At 39.8% G+C, this 7886-nt stretch carries 6 protein-coding genes, 1 other RNA gene and 1 pseudogene; 6 read left to right on the top strand and 2 right to left on the bottom strand.

The features are described from left to right. A pseudogene (locus P20429_RS21055) lies at nt 1-170 on the bottom strand (GGDEF domain-containing protein); the annotation flags it as partial. Nucleotides 171-303: 133 nt separating this feature from the next. Here P20429_RS21055 and P20429_RS08040 point away from each other — a divergent pair. Beyond that, on the top strand, nt 304-2277 hold the full coding sequence (locus P20429_RS08040; RefSeq protein ID WP_007584073.1) for a monovalent cation:proton antiporter-2 (CPA2) family protein: 1974 nt from the start codon (nt 304-306) through the stop codon (nt 2275-2277). 28 nt (nt 2278-2305) lie between these two features. Here the strand turns inward: P20429_RS08040 and P20429_RS08045 are convergent, their stop codons facing one another. Then, entirely contained in the window at nt 2306-3451 is a 1146-nt protein-coding gene (locus P20429_RS08045; RefSeq protein WP_007584072.1) for a patatin-like phospholipase family protein, read from the bottom strand. A 239-nt stretch (nt 3452-3690) separates the two neighbouring features. On the opposite strand from P20429_RS08045, the gene P20429_RS08050 reads away from it, so the two are divergent. From P20429_RS08050 to P20429_RS08065, 5 genes are all read left to right on the top strand, one after another. Further along, complete coding sequence (locus P20429_RS08050; protein ID WP_007584071.1) at nt 3691-4566, top strand: DUF3014 domain-containing protein; 876 nt, start codon at nt 3691-3693, stop codon at nt 4564-4566. Between the two features lie 139 nt (nt 4567-4705). Next, nucleotides 4706-4802: signal recognition particle sRNA small type (gene ffs / locus P20429_RS20375), an RNA gene on the top strand. A gap of 297 nt (nt 4803-5099) precedes the next feature. Beyond that, nucleotides 5100-6626: an acetyl-CoA hydrolase/transferase family protein gene (locus P20429_RS08055; RefSeq protein WP_007584069.1), complete on the top strand. Its 1527-nt coding sequence runs from the start codon at nt 5100-5102 to the stop codon at nt 6624-6626. Nucleotides 6627-6865: 239 nt separating this feature from the next. Further along, nucleotides 6866-7222 carry a TfoX/Sxy family protein gene (locus P20429_RS08060; protein ID WP_007584067.1) on the top strand — a complete coding sequence of 119 codons (357 nt, stop codon included), beginning with the start codon at nt 6866-6868 and terminating at the stop codon, nt 7220-7222. A 212-nt stretch (nt 7223-7434) separates the two neighbouring features. Next, nucleotides 7435-7746, top strand: a complete 312-nt coding sequence (locus tag P20429_RS08065; RefSeq protein WP_007584064.1) for an EthD family reductase — start codon at nt 7435-7437, stop codon at nt 7744-7746. Nucleotides 7747-7886: the final 140 nt, after the last annotated feature.

Here is a 7886-nt window from a genome sequence, read left to right as displayed (position 1 = left end):
GTAAATTTTGCGTATATAGCTAAAACATCCTCAATCACTAAGCTAGTTTGTAGCTCTGTGACGAGTTTATGTGTTTCTGTTATTTCATTTGTTGGCGAATGTTCAGCTGAAAACGGCAAAAAATCACCGCGACCAGACACACGCTGCGTCAAAATATGGACGTTTTCCATTAAATTCTCCCCCGAGGGTGTTACTTTGCAATTACTAAGCGATTTTTGTGCCATATTTTAAAACTGGCTGAAAAACAGAAGGTTGCTATATTTAAAGTAAGTCCCTTGGTTTAATTGACGCGTGAGGCCGAATTTGCAGAGTATTAACGTTCAAATTTTTGGCTTGCTAGTGGCAGCAGTTCTTTTTGTGTGGTTTTTTAAACGCATTGGCTTGCCGCCTATTTTGGCGTACCTAGCAACGGGGGTTTTAGCCGGTAGTCATGGTATTGGTTGGTTAGCGCAATCTCATGAAATAGAGTTTGTAGCAGAGCTTGGTATTGTGTTTTTGTTATTTAGTTTGGGATTAGAATTTTCTATTTCGCGGCTAATGGCAATGCGAAGCCTAGTATTTGGGCTGGGCTCGTTACAAGTAGGTATAACCAGCTTACTCTTCATTATTATTTTATATTGTTTAGACTTTTCCCTACTCACCAGTTTTACCATTGGTACAATTATGGCGCTTTCTTCTACGGCTGTAGTGGTTAAGCTATTAAAAGAAACGGGTGAGCTTAATCAGCGCCGTGGGCAATTGGCCGTTGGTGTACTGCTTTTTCAAGATATTGCTGTTGTTCCTCTATTAATAATACTTCCTTTATTTGCATCAAGCGACTCTCAAAGTATTGGCTGGGCTTTAGCGTTTGCCCTAAGTAAGGGCGCATTTGTATGCGTGCTTCTTTGGGCAATTGGTAAATGGGTATTGCCCATTGTGTTTAAAGAAATAGCGCAAGTACGAACCGATGAGTTGTTTGTGCTTACCACTATATTAGTCGCCTTATTTGCGGGCTTTTTAACGTATATGTTTGGCTTGTCTATGGCATTGGGCGCTTTTTTAGCGGGAATGATGTTAGGTGAGAGCCATTACAGGCATCAGTTAGAGGCCGATATACGTCCATTTCGCGATATTTTAATGGGGCTGTTTTTTGTAACTGTGGGTATGCAGTTGGATATTTTATTTGTACTGGCGCATATAGTAATAATTATTGGCGCATTGCTTGGGTTACTCGTATTAAAAATTACAGTAGTAGCACTTAGTGCGCGGCTAATGCATGAGCGAAACCAAGACTCACTCGCCTGTGGCATTATGCTGTGGCAAATGGGGGAGTTTGGTTTTGTACTTATCGCACTTGCTGGCCAGCATCAGTTATTAAACTCAGAGCAAGCTTCATTTTTAATTGCCCTTGGTGTGTTATCAATGGCATTTACACCATTTTTGATTGATAAAACGCCATTTATTTTAAAGCGTTTGGGTATACTCGATCGCCCTAGTTTAGCGCTGGAGAGTGAGCCACAAAGTAGTACACTTTATAGTGACCATGTTGTTATTTGTGGTTTTTCGCGTGTTGGGCAAACTATAGCGCGTTTTTTAAAGCCCGAAGCAATAGACTACGTTGCCATTGAAAGTAACCCAATTTTAGTACAAGAAGGCAAAGCGGCAGGTGAGCCTGTTATATTTGGCTATGTTAAACAAAAAGATATTTTAAAGTGCGCAGGAGTAGAGCGAGCTCGCTTGGTTATTATTACTTTTACAGAGCTTGATCACGCACAAGTTGTTATTGATGCCATAAAACAAATAGCGCCCAACGTTAAAATACTTATTCGTACTCGTGACGATAGCCAGTTAGATTATTTAAAAGGGCTAGGCGTAACCGAAGTAGTGCCAGAGTCGTTAGAGGCGAGCTTAATGCTCGTGTCGCATGTGTTGTCTATGTCGGGCGTACCGATGACGCGTATTGTGCGTAGAGTAAGTAAAGAACGTCGTAATCGTTATCCGTTAATGCAAAGCTTTTACGCAGGGTATTTTAAAGATAGCGAAGATGCCTCAAGTGAACGATTAGAATACTTACATGTTGTAGCGCTACCTCAGCAAGCTTATGCCGTGGGTAAAACAATTGAAGATCTTAATTTAGAAAAGCGGCGAGTACTCGTAAAAGCACTGCGCAGAGAAGGAGCCGAAATAGATACGCCATCAGCGCAAACAACATTATTGGCTAATGACGTTTTAGTATTACAAGGTAAACCAAGGCGTGTTGAGCGGGTAGAGCACTACCTGCTCGACGGAATCGAATAATGACCTAGATTAATCTAGCTCTAAAAGATTAATCTAACTCTAAAAATTCACGCATCTTAGGCAGCTGCGCCATACCGTCTTCATAGCCAATTTGCATTAAATGCTGGGTGTAGCGTTTTTCAAACAATAGGTAACTGGTTAAACTCGATTGCGAATGCTTTTTTACACCTATGGTACGTAGCAATACTTTAATGGCCCATGGCATATCGTCGTAATACTGAGCTGCAATGGCATTAAAGTTTTGCGAAGGGTTAATGACAAAGGTATCTATTTGTTTAAGTTCTTGATGTTTGTCGCGAGCGGGTAATAGCCCTAATGTTCGGTTAACACGAGCCAAACGCTCTAAATCCGATTGCATAGTGTCGGTAAATACACTGTCGAGTAAATGCCCTGCAACAGCAGATAGACCCGGATAATGTGGCGAGTAACCCGGTGGGTGTAATTCTTTGGGTTGGTCGACCCCAATAATAAATATTTTTTCAGCGCCTAAATGAATCGACGGACTCAGCGGAGAAAGTTGATGTATAGAGCCATCCCCAAAGTAATGGTTATAAATATTTACACTTGGAAACACCATAGGGATGGCACTCGATGCCATTAAGTGCTCAACATTAATACGAGTTGCACGGCCTTCGCGTTTAGCACGCTGCCATGATGTTTGCGTATTAGATTGAAAAAATGCAACAGAGTCGCCCGTTGTATAACTTGAGGCCGTAATAGACAGCGCATCTAAATAATTACGATGTAAATTGCGCTCAATGCGGTGTAAATCTAAAATTTCGTTTAATAAACCACGCAGAGGGCGGTTGTTTAGCAAGCTCGCTGGTGGATGGTTAATATGTTCTGACTGAAAGCTCGTTAAAATATTACGCGCAATATGACCAAATACGCTTAAAAAATCACTTTTATAGACCATAGAGGTTGAAAAGTTTTTCCAAACTGATTCAAGCTTTCGTACAGCCAAATGCGCACAGGAGGCGTAACATGCTAACGCAGCTGAGTTAATAGCCCCAGCAGAGGTGCCATTTATTACTCTAAATGGCAATGGAGCGGTACGAGGCATACTATGAGCTAGCGCTTTAAGGACACCCACTTGATAAGCAGCACGTGCGCCACCACCTGTGAGTAATAAGGCAATTTTAGGTTTTTGTGGATCAACTTGCTTGATTTTCATATTGGTGGTTAAACTGTTCTACGTCTTTACTTTATTTATTAACTGTAAGTCTTTAAGCTAGAAGAATCAAAGGATAACTGCCCTAATACTTATTACATTGTTTAATCACCCAATTTAGTACGTAACTTACTTTGCTATAATTGCCATATTATAAAATGTAATAGTATTTGTGTAAGAATGAATTTAATCCACTTAGCGTACTCTAAGTGATATCGCATTTTAATTTTTATGGAGTTCGTATGTCAGATAAACCAGAAGCATCAGATGTTCAAAAACGTCCACCTAATAACAATATTCTTTTCGCCGTTATTATTTTAATAGTCGTAGCATGTGCGGCCGCTTTCGTATTGCTAACACCCAGTGACGAGCAAGCAACACGCACTGAGGTAGAGCCCACAGTTAAAGAACAACCTATGATGGAGCTTAAACCCGAGAACGACCCCGTGGTAGATGCGCCGTCTGTAAATCCAGAAAAGCCAGCAGAGCTTGAAGTACCAGCACAAAGTCCAAGTGAGCCAGAGCCAGAAGTAGAGCCACTACCAACGCTTAACGAAAGTGATGCAGTTGTTGTTGCTAAAATGGACGAGTACCTAAGCGACTCAGTAATGAGCTTAATGGTGACCGACGATGTTATTCGTCGTGGTGTGGTATATGTAGATAACTTAGCAAAAGGAAAAATAGCTAAAAAACACATGCCTGTTGTACAGCCAGAAGAAAAATTTAGCGTGAATGAAGGTGATATCCTAACGATTAACCCTAACAGCTACGAGCGTTATACACCGTATGTTAAAATATTTACCAGTATGAGTGCAGCGCAAGCCGTTCGCATGTACGAAGAGTACAAGCCACTTATTAATAATGCATACAGTGAAATTGGTTACGGCGATGACGAGTTTAATCAAACGCTAACAGATGCAATCGATTTATTACTTGATACGCCAGAGCCTGAAGGTGACTTGCCGTTACTTCGTGATTCAGTAACGTATCAGTATGCGTTTTCGGAGTGGGAGCAATTACCAGATGCACAAAAACAGCTTTTACGTATGGGTCCAGAAAACATGAAAAAAGTAAAAGCAGCATTACGTAATATAAAAGCGCAGTTAGAGAACAATTAATACGCACTAAAATAGCTAAATACGCCGCGATTGTATATGAAGTATGCAATCGCACTTTCTTTTTAGATTATCCCTTGAATAACAGAGCAAAAGTAGAGATAATCCCTCCCGCGCCAACCAAGGCCCTCAATGGTAGTCTTATTGGTCCTCTCGCAACACTAGCAGGCGAACCTGGTCAGGCCCGGAAGGGAGCAGCCACAGTTTGTGACGTGTGTGCCGAGATGTGGCTGGTAAGACTGCCACCCAAATTCCTCATTTGGGTGTTTGAACTAATAAACTTAATTCCTCAAAAATAATTCTTCTAATTAAATAATACTATTTATTTATAGATTACTTTATAAATTACTTTATAGATTGTTATGTCATTTTTGTTAAAAATATTACTAATAACTACATGATAGTATTAATTAAAAGTAAATTAACCTCCCTTTTAAACATGTTGCTCATCCTCGATTCGTAAATACGACTTAAGTCTAGATTGTGTAGTACGAAGTTAGGATTAGAATAATGTCAAATTTAGAGAGGAGCTCAGTATGCACTTGGAACGTATTCGCAATAGTAACCTGCATGACAAGGTGATGCCGGCAGAACAAGCAAGCCAATTTATTAAAGATGGAATGACTGTAGGGATGAGTGGTTTCACTCGTGCCGGAGAAGCTAAAGCAGTACCCAGAGCATTAATTGAGCAAGTCAAAAAAAATCCAATCAAAATAAACTTAATGACGGGTGCGTCATTAGGTAATGATCTAGACAAGCTATTAACAGAGGCGGGCATTTTAGCGCGTCGTATGCCTTTTCAAGTAGACAGTACTTTACGTAAAGCGATTAATAACGGCGAAGTTATGTTTATTGATCAGCATTTATCTGAAACGGTTGAGCATCTACGAAATCATCAATTAACCATGCCTGATGTGGCTGTTATTGAAGCCGTTGCCATTACCGAAGAAGGGCATATTGTGCCGACTACATCGGTTGGTAATTCAGCGAGTTTTGCTATTTTTGCCAAAGAAGTAATCGTTGAAATTAATATGCTGCATAACCCGAATCTTGAAGGTTTGCATGACATATACATTCCATCTTATCGTCCTACTCGCCAACCAATGCCGTTAGTTAAAGTGGATGACCGAATTGGTAGTACTGCAATTCCTATCGATCCTGCAAAAATTGTTGGTATTGTTTTTACTAACCAAAGCGACTCGTTTTCTACCGTTACCGACCCTGATGAAGACACCGCCGCTATTGCGCGCCATTTAGTTAACTTTTTTAAAGACGAAGTGGCTCAAAATAAATTGCCAGCTAATTTAGGTCCGCTGCAAGCAGGCATTGGTAACATTGCTAATGCTGTAATGATGGGACTACTCGACTCTGACTTTAAAGACCTAACAATGTACTCTGAAGTACTACAAGATTCGACGTTTGACCTAATTGACGCAGGTAAGCTTAGTTTTGCATCGGGCAGCTCAATTGTGTTGTCTGAGCGTTGTAATGCGCAAGTATTTAATAACTTAGAACAATACAAAGACAAGCTAGTGTTACGCCCTCAAGAAATTTCTAACCATCCTGAAATAGTGCGCCGTTTAGGGATTATTGCAATAAACACCGCGCTTGAGTTTGATATGTATGGCAACGTAAATTCAACACATGTTTGTGGCACACGGATGATGAATGGTATTGGTGGCTCTGGTGATTTTGCTCGTAATGCTCATTTAGCAATATTTGTGACTAAATCGATTGCTAAAAATGGCGCTATTTCAAGCGTAGTGCCTATGGCGAGTCATGTTGATCATAACGAGCACGATGTTGATATTTTAGTAACCGAGCAAGGATTAGCTGATTTACGCGGTTTAGCGCCGCGTGAGCGAGCGATACAAGTTATTAAGCACTGCGTGCACCCAGATTATCGTGACGATATGTTAGATTACTACAATCGTGCTTGTGAGCGTGGCGGGCATACCCCTCATTTACTTGAAGAAGCGTTTAGTTGGCATATTCGTCTTGAACAACAAGGCAGCATGAAAAAAGTATCTGCAGCAGATGCTCAAGTGCAACTGTCAGCATAAGCATTTTGGTTTATTAAAATTGAATAAGTTAGTTTTATACTTACTTTTAAACCGCACTAGTGTCAGCTCAATCAGCTTTGATTAGTGCAGTTTAATAAAAACTTTAAGCCCAAAATAATTTTATACCTACTCTTTGCATACCTTTCCCAGCCACCTTTTATTATTTTATTTACTTAGGTTTAAGTGCTATTACCGTTATTAAGTGTGTAATGTGTTTATTAAAAAATAGAGATGCTTAAATGGCGTTTGACAGAGGGTTAGAAGAGCGACTTTATGAGTTGTTTAATGCGCGCCACGATTTAGTAGTAAAGAAAATGTTTGGTGGTTTATGTTTTATAATTTCTGAGTATATGTGCTGCGTAATAATAGGCAACAAGCTGATGGTGCGAGTAGGGCCTGAAAACTACAGCGATTGTTTAGCTAAACCCCATGTAACTGAAATGGACTTTACCGGAAAGCCAGTTAAGGGCTTGGTTTATATTTTGCCTGAAGGTTTTGAGTCTGATTCTGATTTAGCATATTGGGTAAATACGTGCGTTAACTTTGTAGAGTCTTTACCGCCCAAACCTTTTAAAAAACGACCCGCACTTAAGTAAATTAGCGAAGTATCACCTTAATTAAAATAAGCACTGCAATCAAATTACTGGCGCTATGAGTATGAATAACGCATAATTGAGCGACTGCTCACTTATGCGTTTTTTTACTTATGTATGATACATACTATTTCAAAAGACGCTTTGAACACTAGTTTGTAAAGCTGTTTATTAGCACAGCTTTAAATTTTTTAGTAAATAAAAGAGAGAATGTAATGATTAAAGTAAGCGTATTATACCCAAATAATGAAAGTGCTACTTTCGATATGGACTACTACTGTAAAACACATTTACCCCTAGTTGCAGAGTTAGTTGGTAAAGCGCTTATATCAAGTAGTGCAGATGCAGGTTTAGCAGGTGGCGCACCGGGCGAAGCGCCAACTTATATTGCTATGGGGCATTTAGTGTTTGAATCGGTAGAATCTTTTCAGCAAGCCTTTGCACCTCATCAAGAGGCAATAGCCGCTGATTTAGTTAACTTTACTAACGTGTCTCCAGTAATTCAAATTAGCAATATTGCTGGGTAAATTACACGCTAAAACTAATTTAAGAACTACTTAATAACCCCTACCGCATTTAGTGCCGTAGGGGTTTTATTTTAATTGCAATAAAAGGGCTAGCGCTCTGTTTTAAGTAATATTAGTTCTAATATTTAGATGTATTAAAC

Origin of the sequence: Pseudoalteromonas sp. BSi20429 (genome assembly GCF_000238895.1) — a bacterium.
In the GTDB taxonomy this organism is placed as follows: domain Bacteria; phylum Pseudomonadota; class Gammaproteobacteria; order Enterobacterales; family Alteromonadaceae; genus Pseudoalteromonas; species Pseudoalteromonas arctica.
Note: the sequence above shows the minus strand (reverse complement) of the source record. Positions and strands in the feature narration are given on the sequence as shown.

Coding starts and splice junctions, on each gene's coding strand:
- P20429_RS08060 (WP_007584067.1), top strand. CDS start 6,866: ATGGCGTTTGACAGAGGGTTAGAAGAGCGACTTTATGAGTTGTTTAAT.
- P20429_RS08055 (WP_007584069.1), top strand. CDS start 5,100: ATGCACTTGGAACGTATTCGCAATAGTAACCTGCATGACAAGGTGATG.
- P20429_RS08045 (WP_007584072.1), bottom strand. CDS start 3,451: ATGAAAATCAAGCAAGTTGATCCACAAAAACCTAAAATTGCCTTATTA.
- P20429_RS08050 (WP_007584071.1), top strand. CDS start 3,691: ATGTCAGATAAACCAGAAGCATCAGATGTTCAAAAACGTCCACCTAAT.
- P20429_RS08065 (WP_007584064.1), top strand. CDS start 7,435: ATGATTAAAGTAAGCGTATTATACCCAAATAATGAAAGTGCTACTTTC.